The organism is Massilia sp. BGA-UO-ETr-WB1, from assembly GCF_059567845.1.
Map to the genome: position 1 here is coordinate 284,991 of NZ_JCAQOT010000023.1, position 22,880 is coordinate 307,870.

The 22,880-nt window shown below is 67.1% G+C and carries 21 protein-coding genes and 1 riboswitch; of the genes, 10 read left to right on the forward strand and 11 right to left on the reverse strand.

Going from position 1 to position 22,880, the window contains the following annotated elements:
• Nucleotides 1-50: 50 nt before the first annotated feature.
• A complete protein-coding gene (locus tag AC56DV_RS09795) occupies nt 51-965 on the reverse strand; it encodes a LysR family transcriptional regulator (RefSeq protein ID WP_496314099.1) in 915 nt (304 codons plus the stop codon).
• An 88-nt stretch (nt 966-1,053) separates the two neighbouring features.
• Here AC56DV_RS09795 and AC56DV_RS09800 point away from each other — a divergent pair, with 88 nt between their 5' ends.
• Complete coding sequence (locus tag AC56DV_RS09800; protein WP_496314100.1) at nt 1,054-2,223, forward strand: mandelate racemase/muconate lactonizing enzyme family protein; 1,170 nt, start codon at nt 1,054-1,056, stop codon at nt 2,221-2,223.
• 12 nt (nt 2,224-2,235) lie between these two features.
• Here AC56DV_RS09800 and AC56DV_RS09805 read toward each other — a convergent pair whose 3' ends face one another.
• The 3 genes from AC56DV_RS09805 to AC56DV_RS09815 are packed head-to-tail and all read right to left on the reverse strand — an operon-like array spanning nt 2,236 to nt 5,110.
• A complete protein-coding gene (locus tag AC56DV_RS09805; RefSeq protein WP_496314101.1) occupies nt 2,236-3,177 on the reverse strand; it encodes a hypothetical protein in 942 nt (313 codons plus the stop codon).
• Nucleotides 3,138-4,130 (reverse strand): hypothetical protein, encoded by a 993-nt coding sequence (locus AC56DV_RS09810; RefSeq protein WP_496314102.1) that lies wholly within the window; start codon nt 4,128-4,130, stop codon nt 3,138-3,140. Before AC56DV_RS09810 ends, AC56DV_RS09805 begins: the two co-directional genes overlap by 40 nt.
• The gene (locus AC56DV_RS09815; RefSeq protein ID WP_496314103.1) at nt 4,127-5,110 is read right to left on the reverse strand and encodes a dipeptidase; all 984 of its coding nucleotides are present in this window, start codon (nt 5,108-5,110) and stop codon (nt 4,127-4,129) included. Before AC56DV_RS09815 ends, AC56DV_RS09810 begins: the two co-directional genes overlap by 4 nt.
• 134 nt (nt 5,111-5,244) lie before the next feature.
• Between AC56DV_RS09815 and AC56DV_RS09820 the strand changes: the two genes are divergently transcribed.
• Nucleotides 5,245-6,504, forward strand: a complete 1,260-nt coding sequence (locus tag AC56DV_RS09820; protein ID WP_496314104.1) for a DEAD/DEAH box helicase — start codon at nt 5,245-5,247, stop codon at nt 6,502-6,504.
• A gap of 28 nt (nt 6,505-6,532) precedes the next feature.
• Here the strand turns inward: AC56DV_RS09820 and AC56DV_RS09825 are convergent, their stop codons facing one another.
• Genes AC56DV_RS09825 through AC56DV_RS09840 form a run of 4 tightly spaced genes read right to left on the reverse strand, consistent with a single transcriptional unit; the run spans nt 6,533 to nt 9,864 of the window.
• The gene (locus AC56DV_RS09825; protein ID WP_496314105.1) at nt 6,533-7,201 is read right to left on the reverse strand and encodes a hypothetical protein; all 669 of its coding nucleotides are present in this window, start codon (nt 7,199-7,201) and stop codon (nt 6,533-6,535) included.
• Nucleotides 7,198-8,151 carry an MlaD family protein gene (locus tag AC56DV_RS09830; RefSeq protein ID WP_496314106.1) on the reverse strand — a complete coding sequence of 318 codons (954 nt, stop codon included), beginning with the start codon at nt 8,149-8,151 and terminating at the stop codon, nt 7,198-7,200. Before AC56DV_RS09830 ends, AC56DV_RS09825 begins: the two co-directional genes overlap by 4 nt.
• A gap of 13 nt (nt 8,152-8,164) precedes the next feature.
• Nucleotides 8,165-8,962 carry an MlaE family ABC transporter permease gene (locus tag AC56DV_RS09835; protein ID WP_496314107.1) on the reverse strand — a complete coding sequence of 266 codons (798 nt, stop codon included), beginning with the start codon at nt 8,960-8,962 and terminating at the stop codon, nt 8,165-8,167.
• A gap of 41 nt (nt 8,963-9,003) precedes the next feature.
• Nucleotides 9,004-9,864: a LysR family transcriptional regulator gene (locus AC56DV_RS09840; protein WP_496314108.1), complete on the reverse strand. Its 861-nt coding sequence runs from the start codon at nt 9,862-9,864 to the stop codon at nt 9,004-9,006.
• 105 nt (nt 9,865-9,969) lie between these two features.
• On the opposite strand from AC56DV_RS09840, the gene AC56DV_RS09845 reads away from it, so the two are divergent.
• A complete protein-coding gene (locus tag AC56DV_RS09845) occupies nt 9,970-11,379 on the forward strand; it encodes an MFS transporter (RefSeq protein WP_496314109.1) in 1,410 nt (469 codons plus the stop codon).
• Between the two features lies 1 nt (nt 11,380).
• Here AC56DV_RS09845 and ribB read toward each other — a convergent pair whose 3' ends face one another.
• Entirely contained in the window at nt 11,381-12,037 is a 657-nt protein-coding gene (ribB, locus tag AC56DV_RS09850; RefSeq protein WP_496314110.1) for a 3,4-dihydroxy-2-butanone-4-phosphate synthase, read from the reverse strand.
• A 100-nt stretch (nt 12,038-12,137) separates the two neighbouring features.
• A riboswitch (FMN riboswitch) is annotated at nt 12,138-12,280 on the reverse strand.
• Nucleotides 12,281-12,385: 105 nt separating this feature from the next.
• Here ribB and AC56DV_RS09855 point away from each other — a divergent pair.
• Nucleotides 12,386-15,232 (forward strand): M16 family metallopeptidase, encoded by a 2,847-nt coding sequence (locus tag AC56DV_RS09855; protein WP_496314111.1) that lies wholly within the window; start codon nt 12,386-12,388, stop codon nt 15,230-15,232.
• A gap of 70 nt (nt 15,233-15,302) precedes the next feature.
• Entirely contained in the window at nt 15,303-15,503 is a 201-nt protein-coding gene (locus AC56DV_RS09860; protein WP_057157919.1) for a hypothetical protein, read from the forward strand.
• A gap of 1 nt (nt 15,504) precedes the next feature.
• On the opposite strand, the gene AC56DV_RS09865 is transcribed toward AC56DV_RS09860, so the two are convergent.
• Nucleotides 15,505-15,894 (reverse strand): VOC family protein, encoded by a 390-nt coding sequence (locus AC56DV_RS09865; RefSeq protein WP_496314714.1) that lies wholly within the window; start codon nt 15,892-15,894, stop codon nt 15,505-15,507.
• 65 nt (nt 15,895-15,959) lie between these two features.
• Between AC56DV_RS09865 and AC56DV_RS09870 the strand changes: the two genes are divergently transcribed.
• From AC56DV_RS09870 to AC56DV_RS09880, 3 genes are all read left to right on the forward strand, one after another.
• Nucleotides 15,960-17,420 carry a cytochrome P450 gene (locus AC56DV_RS09870; protein ID WP_496314112.1) on the forward strand — a complete coding sequence of 487 codons (1,461 nt, stop codon included), beginning with the start codon at nt 15,960-15,962 and terminating at the stop codon, nt 17,418-17,420.
• 103 nt (nt 17,421-17,523) lie between these two features.
• On the forward strand, nt 17,524-18,051 hold the full coding sequence (locus AC56DV_RS09875; RefSeq protein WP_496314113.1) for an SRPBCC family protein: 528 nt from the start codon (nt 17,524-17,526) through the stop codon (nt 18,049-18,051).
• Between the two features lie 75 nt (nt 18,052-18,126).
• Nucleotides 18,127-18,564 carry a hypothetical protein gene (locus AC56DV_RS09880; RefSeq protein WP_496314114.1) on the forward strand — a complete coding sequence of 146 codons (438 nt, stop codon included), beginning with the start codon at nt 18,127-18,129 and terminating at the stop codon, nt 18,562-18,564.
• On the opposite strand, the gene AC56DV_RS09885 is transcribed toward AC56DV_RS09880, so the two are convergent.
• The gene (locus AC56DV_RS09885) at nt 18,565-19,596 is read right to left on the reverse strand and encodes an AraC family transcriptional regulator (RefSeq protein ID WP_496314115.1); all 1,032 of its coding nucleotides are present in this window, start codon (nt 19,594-19,596) and stop codon (nt 18,565-18,567) included.
• A gap of 89 nt (nt 19,597-19,685) precedes the next feature.
• Between AC56DV_RS09885 and AC56DV_RS09890 the strand changes: the two genes are divergently transcribed.
• Together AC56DV_RS09890 and AC56DV_RS09895 are read left to right on the forward strand one after the other, a co-directional pair.
• Nucleotides 19,686-21,290 carry an FAD-binding oxidoreductase gene (locus AC56DV_RS09890; protein WP_496314116.1) on the forward strand — a complete coding sequence of 535 codons (1,605 nt, stop codon included), beginning with the start codon at nt 19,686-19,688 and terminating at the stop codon, nt 21,288-21,290.
• Complete coding sequence (locus AC56DV_RS09895) at nt 21,287-22,879, forward strand: glycerol-3-phosphate dehydrogenase/oxidase (protein ID WP_496314117.1); 1,593 nt, start codon at nt 21,287-21,289, stop codon at nt 22,877-22,879. Before AC56DV_RS09890 ends, AC56DV_RS09895 begins: the two co-directional genes overlap by 4 nt.
• The last annotated feature ends 1 nt before the right edge of the window (nt 22,880 follow it).

Below are 22,880 nucleotides of genomic sequence, written 5' to 3' on the forward strand. Positions count from 1 at the left end.
GACGACTCCGGGCTGGCGGTGCGGCTGGGTTGTGGGGGGATTTCCAGCGTTCAAGTATGGGGCATAATTGCATCTTCGACAAGAAAAGAATTGGCCAGGAAGTCGATAAAGGCGCGCAGCTTGGCCGGCTGGTGCTGGCGGCTGGGGTAGTAGGCGTACAGGTCGGCCGAAGGCAGGGTGTAGTCGGGCAGCACCACCTGCAGGCGGCCGCTGTCCAGGTATCTGGCCAGGTCCCACTCGGAGCGCAGCAGGATGCCGTGGCCGTCCAGCGCCCAGCCCAGCACCACGTCGCCGTCGTTGCTGGACAGGCTGCCGCGCACTTTCACCGATTCCGATTTGCGCCCTTTGCTCAGGCGCCAGGTGGCGTAGGCGTCGTCGTTCTGGCGGTGCAGGATGCAGCGGTGCCGCGCCAGGTCTTCCGGTGTCACGGGCGTGCCGGCGCGCTTCAGGTAGGCCGGCGAGGCGCACAGGAAGCGCCGGTTGGACATGATCCTGCGCGCGCTGAGCCGCGTATCCGGCAGTTCGCCGAAGCGGATGCCCAGGTCGTAGGCTTCCTCCACCAGGTTGATGGCGCGGTCCGTCAACTGCAGCTGCACGTCCACTTCCGGGTATTGCTGCGCGAACGCGGACACCAGCGGCGCAATGCCGGTGCGGCCGAAGCCCAGCGTGGCGTTCACCCGCAGCAGGCCTTTTGGCGCCGCGCGGCTGCTTGACACGGATTCCTCCATGGCGCGGATGTCGGCCAGGATCTGCGCGGCCTGCGCCAGGTAAGTCTCGCCCTCGCTGGTGAGGCTGATGCGGCGCGTGGTGCGGTTCACCAGCCGCACGCCGAGGCGCTGCTCCATCATCATCAGGCGCTTGGTGGCGGCGGGCGGCGTGATGGCGAGTTCGCGCGCCGTGGCGGACAGGCTGCCCAGCTTGGCCAGCAGCACGAAGAAACCCAGCTCCGAAGTATCATTCTTCACTTGAAGTAAATAATAAAGTAAATATCGATGAATTATAGCGCTGCTGTTTAAGGCTATGCTGGCCTCATTCCAACCAAGGAGACCCAGCATGAAAATCGTCAGCATCCTCGAAAAGACCCTGCCCATCAGTTCCCCGATCCGCAACGCCTACATCGACTTCAGCAAGATGACCCTGAGCCTGGTGGCCGTGGTGACGGACGTGATCCGCGACGGCAAGCCGGTGATCGGCTATGGCTTCAACTCCAACGGCCGCTACGGCCAGGGCATGCTGATGCGCGAGCGCTTCATCCCGCGCATCCTGGAAGCCGATCCCGCCACGCTGGTGAGCGACGACGGCGCCAACCTCGATCCGCACAGGATCTGGAACTGCATGTACACCAACGAAAAGCCCGGCGGCCACGGCGAACGCTCGGTGGCCATCGGCACCATCGACATGGCGGTGTGGGACGCGGTGGCCAAGATCGCCGGCAAGCCGCTGTACCAGCTGCTGGCCGAGCGCTACGGCAACGGCACGCCGGACAAGAAGGTGTTCGTGTACGCGGCCGGCGGCTACTACTACCCCGGCCAGAGCCACGACGCGCTGAAGGACGAAATGCGCAGCTATATCGACCGCGGCTACACGGTGGTGAAGAAAAAGATCGGCGGCGCCTCGCTGGACGAAGACCTGCGCCGCATCGATTCCATCCTCAGCGTGCTGGGCGACGGCCAGAAGCTGGCGGTGGACGCCAACGGCCGCTTCGACCTGGACACCGCCATCGCCTACGCCAAGGCGCTCAGGCAGTACGACCTGTTCTGGTACGAGGAGGCGGGCGACCCGCTGGACTTCGAGCTGCAGGCCACGCTGCGCAGCTATTACGACAAGCCGATGGCCACCGGCGAGAACCTGTTCTCCATGCAGGATGCGCGCAACCTGATCCGCTACGGCGGCATGCGCCCGGACCGTGACTGGCTGCAGTTCGACTGCGCGCTGAGCTACGGCCTGGTGGAATATCTGCGCACGCTGGACATGCTGCATGAACACGGCTGGTCGCGCAGCCGCTGCATCCCGCACGGCGGGCACCAGATGTCGCTGAATATCGCGGCGGGCCTGGGCCTGGGCGGCAACGAGTCCTACCCGGACCTGTTCCAGCCCTTCGGCGGTTTCCCGGACGGCGTGCGCGTGGACAACGGTTACATCACCATGCCGGACCTGCCGGGCATCGGTTTCGAAGGCAAGTCCAACCTGTTTGCGGAGATGCGGGCTTTGAGTGGGCAGTGAGCCGCGATGGTATCAATCGCGGCGGATGAACATACAGTGCGGCCCGGGTGCCGTGGCCACCAGCTTCCACGTGCCTGACGTGCGCTGGAAGAGCCGGAAGCTGGAACTGTCTCCGGTATAGTCGGTGATGGCGATTTCGTCCTGCCCGTCACCATCCAGATCGGCACTGCCCAGGAAGGCGCTGGCGAACAACACTTTCCTGGCGCGCGCCAGCTGGTTCAGGCGGTGGAAGACCATGCCGTACTTGCCGCTTTGATCCGGCTCCGCGATCAACGTGAGCGTGTAAGTATGTTTGGGGCCGTCATCGCCGCCCAGGTTGGCCAGCAGAAGCGGCTTGCTGCTGCCGCGCAGGGGCAGGGCGACAGCAGTTTGCAGGCTCTCGTTCTCGCTGCGCATCTGCGCCAGTGCGCGCTCGATCTCCGTTGCGGAGATGCCTGCTGCGCGCAGCACCCGAGCCGCCAGCTCCGCCAGAACCGCATAGTCGGCTTGGCGCGGCGCGGCCGGGTCGGTGCTCAGGGCGAAGTAATTGGTGGCCAGGGTGCCGAATGGGAGGTCGCCCTCGTAGTTCGCCGCGCCCCGCGTTACCGGGCAGTGTGCCAAGGTATCGTCGCGGTCGAACTCTCCCGCCGCGCGCATGCTGCCGGTGGTGGTCTTTTCGCCGGCCAGCACATAGAGGGTCTGGCTGTCGTTGAAGTAGTGCTGATTCAGATGGCTTTGCTGCTCCTCGACGTTGCCGGGCGCATTGAATTCGACGATGAGGCCGTTTGCCAGCCGCGCCAGCGGCATCAGCGTCGAGCCTTGCTTCGCAAAGATGGCGCCGTTTTCGTCTGGCGGGCGTGGTCGCTTCAGCGGCGCCGCGTGCAGCGCGCCATGCAGGGCCAGCGCGCCGCACATGCCCATTACCTGCAACCGGCTCAGCATCCGAAGGATGCCCCCTGCACCGTCTTGGTCCATTTGCCAGCTACCTTCTGCATGATGTAATAGTTTCCCCATTCGTAGCCGCTGAACGACAGGATCAGTTCATCGGTGCCATCGCCATCCAGATCGACGTTGTAGTGGAAGGCGTCCGCATAGGTGCTGGCTTCGCCGCCGCCGCTGCCGATATTGAAGTCCTCATACACAAGCCGGTACTTGCCGGCCTTGTCGGCTTCCGCGATGACCGTCAGCGAATAGCTTGGCCCGGTGTCATTGTCTTCCACCGACACACTGGCAATCAGCAGAGGGCTGGTGCTGCCGCGTAACGGCACCGCGGCAAATTTTTCCAATGCGTTTGAGTCTTTGGATGGACGCAGCAGCATGCGCTCGCGGTAGCTCGGGTGGACGCCATTGCGCCGCAGGATGTTGGCGACAATGGTGTTCATCGTGCCGTAGGCGGCAGCGGCGGGCGCCTCATGCGCCGGGCTAGGGCGCAAGGGGTAGTTGGTGGCGACGCCCTGGGTCTCCTCGCCGCCGAATGCCCGGACCGTCGCGGTATGCGCCTCGCAATAGGTTTCCACCTTGCCCACCACCTGGATTTTCTGCGAGGCGCCGCCAGCATGCAAATGCAGGATGCGTCCGGGCTGAAAGGCCATGGCTTCCAGCCCGGCGGGCAGCGGCTCGTCTGCGCCACCATCGGGTACTTCCAGCAGTTTGCTGTTGTGGAGCATGGCGAAGATCTGCATGCCTTCCCCGGCGCTGATGAATACCAGTTGCGGCTCGCCGGGCTGGCGCACTACCGCGCCGCCGGTCATGGCGTTCAGCCCGGCGGGGGCAGCGCCAGGCGCGCGCGTTTCGCCGCCTGCCGGCACGGAGGCCGGTGCAGGCTTGGCCTGTGCGGCACGCGAGGGCAGCGCATAGCCGAGCAAGAGCGCCGGTGCAAGTGCGAACCCGGCCAGCGCCGTGAGCGTGCAACCGCGCGGGCGCGTCATTCGGCCTGGTCGTCCTTGGGGCACCACACCTGCTGCGCCACGCGCATCATGTTGCGGCCCATGACCATTTCGATTTCGCTCACCGACATGCCCAGCTTGCGCAATTCCGGTGCAATGGCGCGCCACATGGCGGGCGGCGTGAAGGTGGGCGGCAAATCGGCGCGGTAGCCGGCGGAGGCGGGCCACCAGTGGCTTGGGTCGAATTCGCCGGGCGGCGTGTCGTCCAGGCCCTTCTGCCGGAAGCAGATGTCGGTGCCGATGCCCACGTGCGCCACGCCCGCCAGCTCGGCGATGTAGGCCACGTGGCGCGCCACGTCGGCCGCGCCCGGGTTCTCGCTGCCGAGGAACCAGGACAGGCCGGACACGCACACCACGCCGCCGGTGCCGGCGCAGGCCAGGATCTGCTCGTCGGTCACGTTGCGGCCGTGCTGCACCAGCGCGTAGGCGTTGGCGTGGCTGAAGATCACCGGCTTGGAGGACGCGGCCATGATGTCGAGCGTGCTGCGCACGCTGGTGTGGGCGCAGTCCATCAGCACGCCCGCGTCGTTCACCGCCTGCACCATGCGGTGGCCCAGCGGCGTGAGGCCGCAGGACGTGTCATGGCAGCCGCCGGCCACGCTGTTGTTGCGGTTGTAGGCGAAGTGGATCTGGCGCACGCCCAGCTGTGCGTACAGCGCCACCATGTCCGGCTGGTCCATCAGCGGCATCGAGCCTTCCAGGTCGAAGGTGATGGCCATCTTGCCGTCGGCGGCGGCCTGGATGATGTCGTCCACGGTCGATACCAGCACGTAGCGGTCCGATTCGGCCGCGATGGTGGCGCGGTAGCCGGCGATCACGGACATCACCTGCGAGACCGGGTTCATGTCGGCGCCCACGTTCAGCGACACGTAGTTGACGCCTGCGGCGCGCAGCTGCGCCACCGGCGTGAAGTCGGCCTGCGGGTGCTGCGGCAGGCAAATATGGGCGTCCCAGTTGATCATCGGAGGTGCTTTAAATGTTTTTAACTTGGTAATATTCCCACGAATACAAGCCGGCAGCAACATGCAATTCACATGCTGCATGGCGCGGTGGCGTATACTAGCGGGTTCTCCACGCTATACATAACAAGGCATCCATGTCCTTTTCCTCGCTGGGCCTCGCGCCTTCGCTGATCAACGCCGTCACTGAAATCGGCTACACCGAACCGACTGCCATCCAGTCCGCCGCCATTCCCGCCGCCTTGCGCGGGGACGATGTGCTGGGCGCCGCGCAGACCGGTTCCGGCAAGACCGCCGCTTTTGCGCTGCCGATGCTGAACGCGCTGCTGGCCAAGCGCGGCGCGCGCGCGGCGGGCCAGGGCCTGCACGGCCTGGTGCTGGTGCCGACGCGCGAACTGGCGGCGCAGGTGGGCGAGGCGATCCGCGGGCTGGTGCAGCATCTGCCGGTGCCGGTGAAAGTGTCCATCGTGTTCGGCGGGGTGTCGATCAATCCGCAGATGATGGCGCTGCGCGGCGGGGCGGACATCGTAGTGGCCACGCCGGGCCGCCTGCTGGACCTGATCGACCACAATGCGCTCGATATTTCGTCCACCGCCACCCTGGTGCTGGACGAGGCGGACCGCTTGCTGGACATGGGCTTTACCGATGAGATCGGGCGCATCCTGGCGCTGCTGCCGGCGCGCCGGCAGAACCTGTTCTTCTCGGCCACCTTCCCGAGCGCGGTGCAGACGCTGGCGCACCACCTGCTGCGCAATCCTGTGCGGGTGCAGGCGGCGTCGGCGCCGGAGCACGAGCCGGACATCGCGCAGCGCGCCATCGCGGTGGACGCGGTGCGCCGCCAGGTGCTGCTGAAGCACCTGATCAAGGAGAACAAGTGGAGCAGGGTGCTGGTGTTCGTGGCGACCAAGTATGCGTCCGAGCACGTGGCGGAGAAGCTGCGCCGCAACGGCATCCGCGCGGAAGCGTTCCACGGCGATTTCAGCCAGGGCGCGCGCACGGAGGTGCTGGCGGACTTCAAGAATTCGCGCCTGCAGGTGCTGGTGGCGACCGACGTGGCCGCGCGCGGGATCGATATCGCGCAGTTGCCGGTGGTGGTGAATTTCGATTTGCCGCGCGCGCCGGCGGAGTACACGCACCGCATCGGCCGCACGGGCCGCGCCGGCGCCAGCGGGATTGCGGTCAGTTTTGTGAGCGCGGATACGGAGGCGCATTTCCGCCTGATCGAGAAGCGGCTGGGCATCCGGGTGCCGCGCGAGCAGGTGGAAGGGTTTGAACCGACCGAGACGGAGCCGGTGGCGCATCCGGCCACGGATACCGTCAACGGCGGCGTCAAGGGCAAGCGCAAGAGCAAGAAGGACAAGCTGCGCGAAGCGGCGGCAGCGGCGGCTTCGGAATAACCGCAGGCGGCACGCGGCGGCCGGGGGGCTATTCCGAGGCGAGCGCGATTCGCCTGCGCAGGCGTGCTGCTTCGGCGGCGTCGCCGGCTTTCTCGGCGCGCAGGGCCTGCACGTTGAGCCAGGCCAGCAGCGGCCGCCGCCATCCTTGCTCCGACGCGGTATCGACCGCCGCTGCGATCACCTGCGGCGTGGCGCGGTTGGCGCGGAACACGGCGCCTGCCGCCACCAGCCGCGACAGCGGATCCTTGATCGCCACCACCGCCGCGCCGGCCGCCACGTCATTGGCGGCGCCCGCCACGGCGCGGTGCTGCTCCGGCAGGCGTCCCGCTTCGGACGGCGGCAAGGTCCCGGTCAGATACGCCGCGTATTCGATATCCGCGCCCGACGCGTCATGCGCGTACTTGTGGAAGCCGGGGCATTCCTCCAGCACCAGCGACGCTACCCGCGTCGCGCAGCGCGCCAGTTCGACGCGGATGGCCAGCTCGATACTGCCGGTGCTGCCGACCTGGCTGCGCGCCCGCGCAAATTCGCTTTCCGCCACGCTGTCCTTGCCGCTCAGGTAAGCGGACTCGGCGCGCTCCAGCGAGCTGTGCGCGTTCATTTTCCAGTCCGGCACGGGCGGGCTGCTGCCGCAGCCGGACAGCACCAGCGTGGTAACCAGCGCGGCACCGGCAACCTGGGTCATCATCTTCTTCATGGTAGCTTGATCTCCGTTTCGCGCTTGAACGGCCATTTGCGGTTGATCTCATTGATCAGCTGCTCGATCTTGCGCAGGTTGGCGTCCACGTCGCCGCGCAGGGCGCCCAGGTCCTGCGTGGCCACGCGCGCATTGGCGCCCACGGCCTGCGCCTCGGCCAGCACCGCGTCCAGCTTCTTCAGGCTGGTGCGCGCGTCCGCCAGCAGGCCGTTCATCTGCACCACGGCCGCCTGCGTATCGGTCATCACGCCATCCTTGCCGAACACGCGGCTGTCCGCGTTGCCCACCAGTTTGTCGGCCTTGACGATCAGCGAGTTGGCGTTGCGCAGCAGTTCCTGCGCCTTCTTGTCCTCGCCCGCGATAAAGCCCATGGCGCCGCCCGGCCCGTTCAGGCGCTCGGTCACGCCGCGCACGTTCTCCAGGCTGGCGCCCAGCGCCGAATCGGCGGCGGTGAGGTTGGTCACGTTCTGCAGCAGCTCCTTGGCCGCGTTCAGCAGGCGCGGGATTTCGGCCGCCACGTCGCCCACCAGCATGTCGCGCACCGCGCCGTCCGGCAGCGGCGGGTCGGTCGGGATGCCGCTGAAGGCGCGCAGCTTGGCGCCGCCCACCAGGCCGCGTTCCAGCGTGAAGATGCTGCTGGTGCGCAGCCAGTGCGCGTCCTTGGTCGGCACGTCAATCAGCACGCGCGCCTTGGCGTCCTTGCCCAGTTCGATGCGCTGCACGCGGCCGATGGGGAAGCCGGCGAAGGTCACGTCCATGCCCACGCTCACGCCTTCCGAGTCGTCGGCCGTCAGCACCAGCCTTTGCGTGGCCTCGAACGCGCCGCGCGCATACAGCAGGTAGATGGCGGTGCCCGCCACCAGCACGAACATCAGCACCAGCAGCAGGGCGGCTTTGAGTTCGGCGTTGCGGACGGGGGAGGCTTCGGGAGCCGGTGTCGGTTCATTCATGTCAATTCCGGGTTCAGTAGTAGTTGCCCACCAGGGAGGCGGCTTCGATCAGCAGCAGCACGGAGAACATGCGCACCATGTCGGACAGGCCGTGCACATGGCGCAGCCGCCACGAGCCGGCGTGGTAGGACGAGGCCAGCGGGATCAGGCCCACGGCCAGGCTGAAGAAGAAGATTTTCAATACCAGGATCAGCGTCACCGGCGGCGTGAAGATCTGGCCCACCACGCGCGTGTAGCCTTGCAGCGCGTAGGGCGTAAAGCCGTAGATGGTGAGGTAGGCCAGGATCAGCGTGAGCACGCAGCTCACCGCGCCCAGCAGCCACACCGAGAACATGCCGGCCACGGCGCGCGGGAAGAATTCGTCGCGCAGCCCTATCATGCCGGTGACCGCGTTCTTGCCCTTGGAGGCGGCGCGCACCTGCGCGAATTCCACGCCGGCCGGCAGGGTGCTGCGCAGGGCCACGAACAGCGCGGTGATGAGCGGGATCAGTTCCAGCACCAGTACCCTCACCACCATCTCCAGTGCGTAGCGCGACAGCCCGTAGCTTTGCGAGGTGACCACCACGATGCGGATGATGACGATGCTGATCAGCGCGGACACCACCGTGAACCACGGCAGGTGCGGCGCGCTGCCCAGCACCAGCTGGCGCGCCAGGGCCGGGCGGTGGCGCGCGTTGTAGCTGGACGGCGCGAGGGCCAGCGTGGCGACCAGCACGCTGAATTGCAGCAGCTGCCACCAGCTGGCGATCCAGTCCATGGCCCAGCGCTGCATGTCGCGCAGCGGGGAAAAAAACGATGCCTGTGTACTCATATTGGCATCTTAGCATTCTGCGCTGGCGGGATGGGAACGATTCACGGGAACGATTCAATGATGGCGTCCGCCGCCGCGCGCACGCGGGCGCTGCGGTTCAGGTCGCTGTGCATTACCAGGTAGACCTCGTAGCTTTGCTCGCGCTCGGGCCAGATGCGCACCAGTTCCGGCGTGGTGGCGGCAATGTGGGTGGCCAGCTCGCCGATGCCCAGGCCGGCCTTCACGGCTTCATGCAGTATCAGGCCGGTGTTCACTTCCATGGCCACGCGCGCGTTGGCCACCGGCTCGCCGCACAGCTTTTCCGCATGGCGCGGCGCCACGCTGTGCTGGTAGATGACGATGTCGTGCCCGGCCAGCGCGTTGCCCGGCGTGGGCATGCCGTGCTTCTTGAGGTAGGCCTTGGACGCGTACAGGCCCAGCGTACGGCGCGTGAGGTGGCGCGAGATCAGGTCCGGACTGTCCGGCCGCACCGTGCGGATGGCCAGGTCGGCTTCGCGCCGGGTGAGGCTGGAGAGCTGGGTGGCGGCGCTGAGCACGATACGGATGTCCGGGTGCCGCACGTGCAGGCGCTGCATGGCATCGACCACGAAATGGGCGGCCATGGTGTCGGAAGTGGCCACGCGGATGGTGCCGGACAGGCGGTGGTCGATGCCCTGCATTTCGCGCTGCAGGCGGTCGGCGGCGGTTTCCATCTGCTCGGCGGCGCTGGCGGCCAGGTCGCCTGCGGGCGTGGCGACGTAGCCGCCGGGCGTGCGCAGGAACAGCTTGGCGTTGAGCGATTTTTCCATGGCGGCCAGGCGCCGGCCGACCGTGGCCTGGTCGATCTCGAGTTGCGCCGCCGCGCCGCGCAGCGTGCCGGCGCGGTGGATGGCGAGGAAGATGCGGGCGTTGTCCCAGTCCATGGTGATTCCGTGAAATGCATTTTTGCATCGGAGCGCTGATGTTATGCGTGTTTACTGCATTCCGCAAGCGGCCTACGATGCCGAGGATGTGTAAAGGAGCTTCTTATGGCAAATGATTCATGCGCTGCCGCTGCCGCTACCGCTGACGGCGCGGCGGTACAAAGCGCCCCGCAGGCGGGCAACCTGACCTTGCTCACGCTGGCCATCGGCTTCGTGATGGCGATGGTGGACCTCACCGCCGTCAACACCGCGCTGTCGGACATCGCGCGCGACCTGTCGGTGCCGGTGTCCGGCCTGGTGTGGGTGGTGGACGGCTACACCCTGACCTTCGCGGCCCTGCTGCTGGCCGGCGGCGCGCTGGGCGACCGCATGGGCGCGCGCAGCGCCTATATCGCGGGCCTGGGCGTGTTCCTGTTCGGCTCCATCCTGTGCGCCGTTGCGCCGGGCGGCGGAGCGCTGACGGCCGCGCGCCTGCTGCAGGGCGCGGGCGCCGCGCTGTTCCTGCCCAATTCCCTCAGCCTGCTCACGCATACCTTCGAGGACGACAAGGTGCGCGCGCGCATGGTCGGCACCTGGTCCGCGATGGTGGGCGCCTCGTCGGCCGTCGGGCCGCTGGTGGGCGGCATTCTGGTGCACGAATTCGGCTGGCGCAGCGTGTTCTGGGTGAACGTGCCGCTTGGGCTGCTCGGCATGGCGCTGGCGTACCGGCTGATCCCGGCGGTGCAGCCGCAGCCACGGCCGCTGTCCCTGGTCAGCCATGGCCTGGGCGTGCTGGCGCTGGCCGGGCTCAGTTTCGTGCTGATCGAAGGGCCGGTGCTGGGCTGGACCTCGGCGCCGCTGCTGGCGGGCATGGCGGCCACCGTGGCGCTGGCGGCGGTGCTGGTGCGGCGCGAGCGGCGCATCGCCCATCCGATCCTGCCGCGCGCCTTGCTCGGCAACGGCAGCTTCGCGGCCGCCAACGCGACCGGCTTCCTGATCAACCTGGCGGTATTCGGCCAACTGTTCCTGCTCAGCCTCTACATCCAGGCGCGCGGCGCGGACGCGCTGCACACCGGCTACACGCTGCTGCCGATGATGGCCGCCTTCACGATAGGGAATTTCTCGTCCGGCCGCATCTCCGCGCGGACTGGCCTGCGCCTGCCGCTGCTGGGTGGGCTGGCCGTGGGCGCCGCCATGGCGGCGGTGCTGCTGGCGCTGGCGTGGCGCATGCCATCCATGCCGCTGGCGCTGATGCTCACAGTGATCGTGCTGATGAACGTGGCGGTCGGCATCGCGATACCGGCCATGACGGCCACCGTGATGCAGGTGGCCGGCAAGGCGTATTCGAACAGCGCCGCCGCCGCGTTGAACGCCAACCGGCAGATCGGCGCGCTGGTGGGCGTGGCGCTGATGGGCACCGTGATCCACGCGCTGCCCGAGTGGAGCGCGCGCCTGCCGATGGCGTTCGGCGTGGCGGCGGTGGCGTTTGCGCTGGCGGGCACGCTGGTGCACCGCCACGTGCACTTGCCGCGTTAGCTTACGCGGACCGGCCGCGCCACTCGACCATCTCGGCGATGGTCAGGATGGGCATGCCGTGCAGTTCGGCGAAGCGTTCGATGTCTGCGCCGCGCATCATGGTCCCGTCCGGGTTCATCAGCTCGCACAGCACGGCCGACGGGTTCATGCCCGCCATGGTGGCCAGGTCCACCGAGCCTTCGGTGTGGCCTTTGCGCGCGAGCACGCCGCCCGGCGTGGCGCGCAGCGGGAACACGTGGCCGGGCCGCACCACGTCTTCAGGCCTGGCGCCGGCCGCCGTGGCGGCGCGGATGGTGGTGACGCGGTCGGCGGCGGAGACGCCGGTGGTCACGCCGTGGCGCGCTTCGATCGACACCGTGAACGGCGTGCCGTAGCGGCTGCCGTTGTCCGCAGCCATCGGCGGCAATTCCAGCTCGCGCACCTTGTCTGCCGTCAGGCACAGGCAAACGATGCCGCTGCATTCCCGTATCATCAGCGCCATGGTTTCGACGGTGAGCTTATCGGCGGCCACGATCAGGTCGGCTTCGTTTTCGCGGTCGAAATCGTCGAGCAGGATGACCGGCACGCCGGCGCGCATGGCCCCCAGCGCGGACTGGATGCGGCCTTCAAGGTCGGGACTCGAGAGGGTGTACCGGCTTACTTCTGGATTGACTAACATGTGAAACGCTCCTCGCATAAGTTGGCGAAAAACGCATCAGGGCAAGCGACGACGCGCGGCTGCCCGTCTCGATCGCTCGATAGGGAAGCCGCGTTGCAGCGCACATCTTCTTTCATCCGGACTATGACCGTCGGCCCTGGAATTGCACCAGATCTGCTGACCTTGCGTAAGCAAGCGCTCGCGGGCTTGACCGTTGCCGGTTTTACCGCCGGTGGGGAATTTCACCCCGCCCCGAAGACGTATTGGTTGTTGACTGATTTTTGCTTCTAAAATGAAGCCCGGCGATTGTAGCGGAAATCGCCGAACTTCGTGTATTGTGGTAATTCATTCAATAGCATCCTGATAAGCATGAAACTTTTGAAACTGCGTACCGCGACCGTCGCCGTGCTGCTCAGCTGCACGTTGCTGGCGCATGCCGACATCAACCTGAGCGCGCCCTTGCCGATGGCGCCGGACGTGAAGGTGGGCAAGCTGGCCAACGGCCTGACCTACTACATCAAGAAGAACGCCAAGCCGGAACAGAAGCTGGAACTGCGCCTGGCGGTGAAGGCGGGCTCCATCCTGGAGGACGATGACCAGCGCGGCCTGGCGCACTTCACCGAGCACATGGCCTTCAACGGTTCCACCAATTTCAAGCGCCACGAGCTGGTCTCCTACCTGCAGTCCATCGGCGTAAAATTCGGCGCCGACCTGAACGCCTACACCAGCTTCGACGAAACCGTCTACATGCTGCCCATCCCCACCGCGAAGAAGGAAAACATCGAGACCGGCTTCAAGGTGCTGCAGGACTGGGCCGGCGGCCTGTCGCTGAACGACGCCGACATCGACAGCGAGCGCGGTATCGTGCTGGAGGAGATGCGCATCGGTAAAGGCTTCGGCGACCGCATGAACAAGGTGCTGATGCCCAAGCTGTTCAACGGCTCGCGCTATGCCGACCGCCTGCCCATCGGCCAGGAAGAGACGCTGAAGAACTTCAAGCCCGAAGCCATCAAGCGCTTCTACAAGGACTGGTACCGGCCGGACCTGATGGCGGTGATCGTGGTGGGCGATATCGATCCTGTGGAAGCGGAAAAGCTGGTGCACAGCCATTTCGGCGGCCTGAAAAATCCCGAGCAGCCGCGCCCGCGCACCTACGCGCCGATTCCTTCGCGCACTTATTCCGAGTCGGTGGTGTTCCTGGACAAGGAGTCGCCGGCCAACATGCTGTACATCCGCTACGCCATCGAGCCCTACAAGGAAGAGACCGATTTCGCCGGCTACCGCCAGAAGCTGGTGGAGGGCATGGTGATGGCCATGCTGGGCCAGCGCATGAACGAGCTGACGCAGCAGGCCGAGCCGCCCTTCATCCAGGGCGGCGGCACCATCGGCAAGGTGGCGCACGGCTACAAGTCCTTCAGCGCGCTGGCCGTGCTGGGCAAGGGCGGCCCGCAGCCCGCCATCAGCGCACTGGTGCAGGAGAGCGAACGGGCGCGCCAGTTCGGCTTTACCGCGTCGGAGCTGGAGCGCATCAAGAAGGGCATGCTGCGCCAAGTCGAGCGGGTGTACAACGAGCGCGACAAGTCGGAGTCGGCGGCGTTCGCGGCCGAGTTCCTGCGCAACTTCCTGGTCAACGAATCGATGCCCGGCATCGCCAACGAGTACGCCTACACCAATGAGCTGGTGCCGGGCGTCACGCTGGAGGAAGTGAACGCGGCGGCGCGCAAGCTGCTGCCGGCCGACCAGCACAAGCTGGTGGTCTACATGGGCAACGACAAGGCCGAACAGCCGGTGCCGAAAGGCACGGAGCTGCTGGCCGCCGTGAACGCGGCCGAGATGGTGGCGGTGAAGGCGCAGGCCGAGAAGGTGTACGCCACCAGCCTGATGGACAAGCCGCCCAAGGCCGGCAGCATCGTCAAGGAGACCACCGACAAGGCGCTGGGCCTGACCGAACTCACGCTGAGCAACGGCGTGAAAGTCGTGCTGAAGCCGACCGACTTCAAGAACGACCAGGTGCTGATGAGCGCGCACCGCTTCGGCGGGCAGTCGCTGTATGACGCCAAGGACATGTTCAACGCCCGCTATGCCAGCACCATCGTGGGCCAGATGGGCTTGCTCAATTATTCGCCGACCGACCTGCAGAAGATCCTGGCCGGGAAAACCGCCTCGTCGGGCGCGTCGATCAGCGCGCTGTCCGAAGGCCTGCGCGGCAGCTCCGGCAGCAACGACGTGGAAACCATGCTGCAGCTGGCGCACCTGGAATTCACCCAGCCGCGCAAGGACGAGGCGCTGTACGCCTCCTTCATCGGCAAGCAGCGCGAAATGGCGCGCAGCGCGCTGCTGATGCCGGAGGCGGTGTTCGGCGACACGCTCACGGCCACGCTATACAACAACCACCCGCTGGTGCCGCGCGCGCCGCGCGTGGAGGACTTCGACCAGGTCCAGCTGGACCGCGTGATGGAGATCTACAAGGAGCGCTTCTCCAGCGCCAGCGGCTTCACCTTTTACCTGGTGGGCAGCTTCGAGGTGGCCAGGATCAAACCGCTGATCGCCACCTACCTGGCCAGCCTGCCCACGCCGGCCATCCCGGCCGCCTACAGGGACCAGGGCATTCGCCCGGTGAAGGGCGTGGTGAAGAAGGAGGTGTTCAAGGGCTCGGAGCCGAAGAGCCGCGTGGCGCTGGTGTTCACCGGCGAGGCGAAATACTCGGAAGAAGCGCAGATGCACATGCAGGCGATGCTGGAAGTGCTCAACATCAAGCTGATCGAAACCCTGCGCGAGAAGATGGCGGTGATCTACGGCGGCCAGATCAACGGCGGCCTGAGCAAGCGTCCCTACGGCGCCTACCAGATCCAGACGGCGCTGCCCTGCGCGCCGGAGAATGTGGACAAGGTGATCGCCGCCACCATGGAGCTGATCCGCAAGATGCAGGAAGAAGGGCCGGACGCGGCGGACCTGGAGAAGGTGAAGCAGAACTGGAACACCAGCCACCGCAAGGCGCTGCGCGAGAACGGCTACTGGCTCAGCCGCCTGCAGGGCGCGGCGCTGAACGGCACCGATCCGGCCAGCGCCTTCCTGAAGTACGAGCAGCGCGTGGCCAGCGTCAAACCGGCCGACCTGCAGGCTGCGGCCAGGCGCTACTTCAATATGGAGAACTATCTGCAGCTGGTGCTGTATCCCGAGCCGAAGGAAGCCAGGGAAGTTAAGGAAGCGAAGTAAGGCAGGCCCGTGCTGCTACACTGTACACTGTAGGCTGGACGATCAATGAAACAGTGAAGGTGTAGCAAGCATGGCAAAGAAAAAAGAAGAGCTGGACGAAGAAACCCTGGCGCTGATCCACTGGTGCATCGAAGTGGAGGGTTTCCTGGTGCAGGGCGGCGCCACGGTGGAGCAGGCCCAGGAGCACATCGAGGAACAGATCGAATGGTTCACCGACCAGTTCTATGACGGCCTGACGCCGGAAGAAGCGGCCAAGGAAGCGCTGGCCTGATTTACTCCTCGCGGTGGCAGCAGACGCCCAGTTTGTTGCCGTCCGGGTCGCGCAGGTAGGCGCCGTAGTAGTGCGGATGGTATTCCGGCCGCAAGCCGGGCTGTCCGGCGCAGCTGCCGCCATGCGCCAGCGCGCTGGCGTGCGCGCGGTCCACCGCCGCGCGCGACGGCGCCAGCAGCGCCACCATCTGGCCGTTGCCGCAACTGGCCTCGCCCTCGTAGGGCTTGCCGATCACGAACAGCGGGCGCGGCGCATCGGCCGCCATCCAGCCCGCCCAGGGCCGGCTGTCATCCCGGAATTTCTGCACCAGTCCCAGCTCGCCCATCAGTGCGGCATAGAACGCATGCGCGCGCTCGAACTGCGTCACTCCCACAAACACATGCGACAACATCGGCATTCCTTTTCCGTAAACGTGGCGTAAAATATAACAGATTATTCGCCACCCAAGGACGAGACATGCCCGACAAGAGCTGCATGGCGCTGGACCCGGCTGGGCGCGGCGGTGCGCCGCGCCGCATTGCCGACCTGCCCGGACCGAAGGGCGTGCCGCTGCTGGGCAATCTGCGCCAGATCCAGCCGGGCCGCTTCCACCGCAACATGGAAGACTGGGCGCGCGAGTTCGGCCCCGTCTACCGTTTCACCATGGTCAAACGCAGCTTCGTGGTGGTGGCGGACCGCGACACCATCGCCGGCATCCTGCGCGACCGTCCGGACACTTTCCGCCGCTCCACGCGCACCGCGCGCATGCTGGAGCAGGCCGGCACGCGCGGCCTGTTCACGGCCGAAGGCGAGGAATGGCGCCGCCAGCGCAAGCTGGCCATGCGCGCGCTGACGCCGGAAGTGGTGCACCGCTTCTTTCCCACGCTGGCCATGATGACCGGGCGCCTGTGCCTGCGCTGGAAGGCCGCGCTGGCCGCCGGGCGCGAGGTCGACGTGCTGCGCGACCTGAAGGCCTACACCTTGGACGTGACCATCGGCCTGGCCATGGGGCAGGACATCAACACGCTGGAGCACGAGGATAATCCGCTGCAGCGCGACATCGAATTCTGCTTCAAGCGCGTGGCGCGCCGCCTCACCACGGCGGTTGAATACTGGAAGGTGTTCAAGCTGCCGGTGGACCGCGAGGCCGATGCCGCCGCCGCCCGCATCCACGCCGCCATTGAAGGCTTCATCGCCCAGGCCCGCGCGCGCATGGCGGCCGACCCGTCCTTGCGCAGCAAGCCAGCCAACATGCTCGAAGCGCTGGTGGCCGCGCGCGACGAGGCCGATTCCGGCTTCAGCGACAGCGTCGTGATCGGCAACGCCATCACCATGGTGTTCGCGGGCGAGGACACCACTTCCAATACCGTGGCCTGGCTGCTCAACCTGCTGCCGCAGTCGCCCGCCGCCGTGGCGCGCGCGGCCGAAGAGGCGGACCGCCTGCTGGGGCAAAGCGCCGTGGCGCGCGACCCGCAGCTGCTGGAACAAATGGACTACCTGGACGCGGCCACGCGCGAAGCCATGCGCCTGAAGCCGGTGGCGCCGTTCATGGCGGCCGAGGCCAACGTGGCGACGCAGGTGGCGGGCGTGCAGGTGCCGGCCGGCACGGTGATCTTCCTGATGCTGCGCCAGGCTGCCGAGCGCGCAGGCGGCTTTGCGCAGCCGGAGGCCTTCCTGCCCGAGCGCTGGCTGGCCGGCGGCGAGGGCGGCGGGGAATCCGCCTCCGACCCGGCGCGCAAGCTGTTGCCCTTCGGCGGCGGCCCGCGCTTCTGCCCGGGGCGCTACCTGGCCGTGGCCGAGATCAAGATGGCCATGTCGATGATCCTGCACAACTTTGAATTCACGCTCCGCCCGGCTGTGCCGCCGGTGGAAGAATGCTTCACTTTCACGATGACGCCGAGCGCCTTGCCGCTGCTGTTGCGCGCACGCGGCGGCTGAGGATGAGCGAGCATGATTTTTGGCAACGTAGCTAAAAAATCATGCTAGGCTTGCGTCTTCGGCAACAGCCGGACCAATAAAAACCATCAAAGCAGGAGACCCCATGCTCAAAAAAATCGCCATCGGCATCACCGCCATCATCGTCATTATCCTTGGCCTGGCGCTGGCTCAGCCCGACAACTTCACCGTCACGCGCAGCACCACCATCAAGGCCGCGCCGGACAAGATCTACCCATTGATCAGCGACTTCCACAACTGGAGCACCTGGTCGCCATGGGAGCACCTGGACCCGAAAATGGTGCGCACCTTCAGCGGCGCGCCCAGCGGCGTGGGCGCCGTCTACGGCTGGGAAGGCAATGACCAGGTCGGCGCGGGCCGCATGGAGATCACCGGCGCCGCCGCGCCCAGCAAGATCGACATCAAGCTCGACTTCCTGAAGCCGTTCGAGTCGCACAACACCACCGTGTTCACGCTGGCGCCGCAGGGCGACAGCACCACCGTGACCTGGACCATGTCCGGCCCGAGCGCCTTCATCACCAAGCTGATGGGCGTGTTCGTCAGCATGGACAAGATGGTGGGCCCGGACTTCGAGAAAGGCCTGGCCAGCATGAAGGCGGTGGCGGAGAAGTAAAACGCGGTTCGCCGGGCCGGGATATACTGGGCGCATCCAACGCCGAATGCGGCGGTTCGCCATGTGGAGTTCGCCATGTGTATCCTGAGCCGGGCTGTACACCTGATGTTTGCCGCCTGCGCCCTGTGCAGCGCGGCCGCGGCCGCCGCCCCGGTGCGGGCCGACCATCCCATCGTCGGCGTCTGGCGCTTCGTGCTCCCGGACGGCTCGTGCCAGGAAATCTACCGCATGCGCGCCGACGGCACCGCGCTGATCACCAGCGCGGCCGAAGTGGCCGAGACCGAGTTCGTCATCGACGACCAGCCGGACAAGAACGGCTTCTACAAGACTTCCGACAAGATCGTCAAAGACAACGGCAAGCTCGATTGCTCGGGCCAGGTGACGGAAGTGGGGCGCACGGTGGCCAGCTTCATCCTGTTCCACCAGTCCGGCAATATGTTCCTGATGTGCCTCGAGGCCAGCATGAAGGCATGCCTGGGACCGTTCGTGCGCGTGCGCGGCGAGGAAACGTGATCAGCGCACGGCAAGCCGCCATGCCCCCGGATTCACCCCCGCCCACTCGCGGAACGCGTGATTGAAAGCGCTCTGCTCCTGGTAGCCGAGCAGGAACGCGATATCCACCAGTCCCAATCCCGGCTGGCGCAAATAATCCTTGGCCAGCGCGAAGCGGGTCTGGTCCAGCACCTGCTGAAAATTCACCCCCGCCTCGCTCAGCTTGCGCTGCAAGGTGCGCGGCGACAACTCCAGTTCCTCCGCAATCGGCGCCAGCCGCGCCTGCCCCTGAGACAGGCCGCGCACGATGGCCGCCCGCACCTGCGCGGCGATGCCCGCGTCCGCCTGCGCGCGCTGTTTGAGCAACTGCTCCGCGTGCTGCTGCAGCACCGGGTACATGCTCACGTCCGCATTCGGCACCGGCCACGCCAGCAGCCGCGCATCGAAGGTGGCGCGGTTGGCGGCGGCGCCGAACTGCGGCGCTTCGCCGAATACGCGCAGATATTCGGCGTGCAGCGCAGGCTCGCCGCCGTGCATCAGTTCCAGCCTGGCCGGCGGCAGCGGCGCGCCCGCAAGCCAGTTGCCGAACACGCGGATGCCGGCGAACACGCTGTCCGCCAGGTGCCGCGTGGCGCCGGGAAAATGGCTATGCCAGGTATAGCGCGCCAGCCCGTTCCCGACCTGCAGGCTGGAACGCCCCAGGTCGTGCGCCAGCTGTTCGTAGCGGATGGTCTGCTCGAAAGCGTGGCCGAAGTCGCGGCAGCTCAACAGGATCAGGCCGTACACGCTGTACGTGCCCAGCTTCACCCGCTCGCCCACGTGCAGGCCGAAATGCGGATCGTCCGCCAGCGCGGCGGCCAGGTCCAGCAGGCGCACGTAGGTTGCGGCCGGCAGGGACTCAGGCAGCGGCTCCAGCGCGCCCGGCGCCAGGCCGGCGGCCCGTTCCAGCGCCTGCGGCGCCACGCCGCGCGCGGCCGCCGCCTCCAGCAGGGGTTGCAGGTAGGAACCGGCCACGCGGCCGTCGTTGGCATAATCGAACAAGGCGTTTGTCATGAAAGCGCAATACCGGGGGCTGGTTTAGTCTTATTCTCCAGGCATCATTTGGCCAGGTGCGCCAGTATAGCAAGCGGAGAAAAGAAACCATGAGACGTTGGAACGGCTGGGGCGACGATGCGGTCAACTTCGCGCTGGAGGCGGACGCGCTGGCCTTCCTGGCGCAGCGCATCGGCGCCGGCAAGGGCCGGCAGGACGCCACCTTCGAGCAAGCCTGCGCCGCGCTGGCCCCTTCGCGCCTGCCTTACCACAAGCTGATTGAAACCAGCGCGCCGGCCCGGCTGCGCAACGCGCTGGGCCAGAGCCTGCCGGACTGGCTCAAGCTGCGCTACGGCCGCATCGGCACGGCGCCGGACGGCGTGGCTTATCCGGAAAGCCAGGAGCAGGTGCGCGAACTGCTGCAGTACGCGCAGCGCTACAACGTGGCCGTGGTGCCGCACGGCGGCGGCACCAGCGTGGCCGGGCACTTGACGGCAGGCGAGGGCGGCCAGCCCACCTTGGCCGTGAACCTCACCCGGTTATGCAGCATGGCGCACCTGGACCGGGCATCGCAACTGGCCACGTTCGGGGCGGGCGTGTATGGCCCGGACCTGGAAGCGCAGCTGCGGGCGCACGGCTACACGCTGGGCCACTTCCCGCAGTCGTTCGAGTATTCCACGCTGGGCGGCTGGGTCGTCACGCGCTCGTCCGGCCAGCAATCGCTGCGCTACGGGCGCATCGAGCAGATGTTCGCCGGCGGCTCGGTGGAAACGCCGCTGGGGCGGCTGGACATTCCCACCTTCCCGGCGTCGGCCGCCGGCACCGACCTGCGCGAAATCGTGCTGGGGTCGGAAGGGCGCATCGGCATCCTGACCGAAGCGGTGGTGCGCGTGACGCCGCTGCCCGAGTACGAAGCCTTCCACGCGGTGTTCTTCGCCGACTGGGCGCACGCGGAGACGGCGGTGCGCGAGCTGGCGCAGGCCAAGCTGGGCCTGTCCATGCTGCGGCTGTCGAACGCGCTGGAAACCACCACCATGCTGGCGCTGGCCGGCCACAAGAAGCTGATCGGGTTGCTGGAGGGCTGGCTGGCGCTGCGCGGCTGCAAGGAGGGCAAGTGCATGCTGATGATAGGCGCCAGCGGCACGAAGCGGCAGGCGCGCGCCGCCATCCGCGCCGCGCTGCGCATGGCGCGCCGGCACGGCGGGGTGCACGTGGGCCGCAAGATGGGCGACAAGTGGAAGCAGAACCGCTTCCGCAACGTCTACTTGCGCAACGCGGCGTGGGAGCACGGCTATGTGATCGACACGGTGGAAACGGCGGTGGACTGGCCGCTGGTGGAGCCCACCATGCGCGCGGTGGAAGCCGCCGCCGCCGGGGCGCTTGCCGCGCACGGCGAGCAGGTGCACGCGTACACGCACTTGTCGCATCTGTACGCGCAGGGCGCCAGCGTGTACAGCACCTTTGTGTACCGGCTGGCGGGCGACTACGACGAGGACCTGGAGCGCTGGCGTTCGCTCAAGCAGGCCGTCAGCAAGGCCATTGTCGATGGTGGCGGCACCATCAGCCACCAGCACGGCGTGGGCAGCGATCATGCGCCGTACCTCGCGGCGGAGAAGGGCGCGGCGGGCATCGCGGCCATGGAGGCCATCTTCCGCCACTTCGACCCGCAAGGCATCATGAACCCCGGCAAGCTGCTGCCGAAGGCGGAGGCATGACCGCCGCCGCGCACTGGCGGCCGGGCGGCCGCGCCGCGCTGGCGGAACTGCCGGCGCGCGACTGGGACTTGCTGATTATCGGCGGCGGCATCACCGGCGCGGGCATCCTGCTGGAAGCATCGCGGCGCGGTTTGAAGGCGCTGCTGGTGGAGCAGCGCGACTTCGCCTGGGGCACCTCCAGCCGCTCGTCCAAGCTGGTGCACGGGGGCTTGCGCTATCTGAAGGAAGGAAAATTCGCGTTGACGCGCGAATCGGTGCACGAGCGGGAAAGCCTGCTGCGCGAAGCGGCCGGGCTGGTGGAGCCGCAAAGCTTCGCCTTCGGCGACTACCAGGGCCGCAAGCCCGGCCGCCGCACCTTCCTTGCCGGCCTGGCCATCTACGACCACATGGCAGGCCAGCGCGCGCGGCACTACTACCCGCGCGACGAATTCCTGGCGCTGGCGCCCAACATCGGCAGCGAAGGCCTGCAAGGCGGCATGTGCTACACCGACGCCAAGACCGATGACGCCCGCCTGGTCATGCGCGTGCTGCAGGAAGCGCAGGCGCTCGATGGCGTCGCGTTCAACTACCTGTCCGTTCAGGGCTTGTTGCACAGCGACGGTAAAGTGTGCGGCGCCCGGCTGCGCGACGAGATCGGCGGCGCGGAGCACGCGGTGCGGGCGCGCGTCGTCATCAGCGCCACCGGCGCCTGGGCCGACGCACTGCGAGCGCAAGGCGGGACAGCCCCGCGCCTGCGGCCGCTGCGCGGCAGTCACCTCGTCCTCCCCGCATGGCGTTTGCCGCTGGCACAGGCCGTGAGCCTGATGCACCCGGCCGATGGCCGCCCCGTATTCGCCTTTCCGTGGGAGGGCGTCACGCTGGTCGGCACCACCGACGTCGACCACCGCGAAGACATGCGCTTCGAAGCGGCCATCACCCGCAGCGAGGTCGACTACCTGATGGCCGCCTTGCGCAGCCAGTTCCCACGGCTGGATCTGCAGGAGGCCGACATCCTCGCCACCTACGCCGGCGTGCGCCCGGTGATCGACAGCGGCCAGGCCGACCCGTCGAAAGAAACCCGCGAGCACGCCTTGTGGCTGGAGGACGGCCTGCTGACCGTCACCGGCGGCAAGCTGACCACCTTCCGCGTGATCGCGCTGGACGCCTTGCGGCAAGCCGCGTCCATGCTGCCCGGCTGGCAAGCGGACTTCTCGCCGCAGCCCATCTTCGCGCCGCCGCCCGCGCTCAGCCAGGGGCGGAGCCGCAGCCTGCCCGCAGGCCAGGCCCGGCGCCTGCAAGGCCGCTACGGTGCGCAAACCGAGGCGCTGCTGGCATGCGCGCAGCCGGACGAACTCGCCCTCATCCCCGGCACCGCCAGCATCTGGGCACAACTGCGCTGGGCCGCGCGCCACGAAGCCGTGCAGCACCTGGAAGACCTGCTGCTGCGCCGGCTGCGCATCGGCCTGCAATTGCGGGGCGGCGGCGCCGAGATACTGCCGCGCGTGCGCGCCATCTGCCAGCCGGAACTGGCCTGGAGCGACGCCCGCTGGGACGCCGAGCAAGCCTCCTATCTGGCATTATGGAAAACTCACTACAGCTTGCCCGCATAAA